Consider the following 1,654-nt stretch of genomic DNA (forward strand, 5'->3'; position numbering starts at 1 on the left):
CGTTTTGCATCAGATTGATCCAGATGATGTGAACTACAATATTCCCGCTGTGCTTCAGGTAAGTGGTCCGCTGGATGTAAAACGGGTGAAGAAGGTTTTCCGCCAGTTGATCTCACGTCATGCAGCTTTCCGCACCAGCTTTGGACTGGTAAACAATGAACCCGTGCAACGGATTCAAGAAACTGTATTCTTCGAGGTGGAGTATGCGAAGTTGCAGGGAGGGCGTGTACTAACGCACATAGAAGCTGATCAACAAATACATGTGCCCATCTCTGATCGTGATACCGCGTTCGAGCAGCAAACAGTAGGGTCTGAACAGCATGTAAGTCGAGAAGTTCAAGATTGGGTTCAACGTTTTGTACGTCCGTTTGATCTGCAGGTAGCCCCGTTGCTACGGGTATCCTTGTTGGATCTGGGTATGCAGGGGGGAGAACAAGAACAGCAATATCTGATGATGCTCGATATGCACCATATTATCTCGGACGGTGTATCAACAGGTGTGTTAACCAAAGAATTTGTACGCTTATACAGCGGTGAGGTATTGCCTCCGCTACGGATTCAATACAAAGACTATGCCATATGGCAGCAAGGTGAAACACAGCAGGATTGGATGAAACGTCAGGAGATGTTCTGGTTAGATAACTTCAGGGGTGAACTGCCCTTACTGGATCTTCCAACCGACTTTACTCGCCCGGCAGTGCGGAGCACGGCTGGAGATATGGTGGTATTTGGACTGGAACGTGAAGTCAGCGAACGATTAAAAGAGCTGGCAGCCCAGACAGGTTCGACGCTGTATATGGTGCTTCTGGCGGCCTATACAGCACTTCTGCATCATTACACTGGACAGGAAGACATCATTATCGGTACCCCGATTGCGGGCCGACGTTATGCCGATTTGGAGCCAATTATCGGAATGTTTGTCGGAACACTAGCCATACGCAACTACCCAACCGCAGCGCAAACATTCCGCCACTATGTGGAGGATGTGAAAAAACGGGCCTTGCAAGCGTATGAGCATCAGGACTATCCATTTGAGGAATTGGTGGAAAAACTGAATGTGAAACGGGATATGAGCCGTAACCCACTGTTCGACACGATGTTTGTGCTACAAAACACGGAACAAGACGAGTTGAAACTTCCAGATATTAACTTCCGGCCATTTGGTATGGAGCAGGTTCCAGCTAAGTTTGACTTGACGCTGGAAGCCAGCGAACAAGAGGATGGCATTCAATTCGGTTTGCAGTATGCGACAACATTGTATAAACGGGAAACGATTGAGCAAATCACACGCCACTTTATACGACTGACTGAAATCATTACGACGAATCCCGATACGAAATTGGGTGAGCTGGATTTATTGAGTGAGCAGGAACGCGAGCAAATCCTGCACGTGTGGGGAGATACGGCGGCAGCGTATCCAAGCGAGCAGACAATTCACGGTTTGTTTGAAGCGCAGGCTTTGCAAACACCAGAGCAGGCGGCCTTGTTCTTCGAGGGAGAACAGCTGACCTACCGCGAGCTGAATGAACGAGCCAACCGATTGGCTCGTACCTTACGGAGTCATGGCGTGACGAAGGATCGTCTGGTGGGTCTGATGACGGAGCGCTCGGTAGATATGATCGTGGGGATGTTCGGGATTATGAAAGCCGGAGGC

1 protein-coding gene is annotated in these 1,654 nt (G+C 49.3%); it reads left to right on the forward strand.

Annotation, left to right across the window (positions count from 1 at the left end; all coding sequences use genetic code 11):
• On the forward strand, positions 1 to 1,654 hold a 1,654-nt coding region (locus tag C1T21_RS26905), incomplete at both ends, for a condensation domain-containing protein (RefSeq protein WP_146032533.1).

The sequence above is a fragment of the Paenibacillus sp. F4 genome (genome assembly GCF_002894905.1).
GTDB classification, from domain to species: Bacteria; Bacillota; Bacilli; order Paenibacillales; family Paenibacillaceae; genus Paenibacillus; species Paenibacillus polymyxa_B.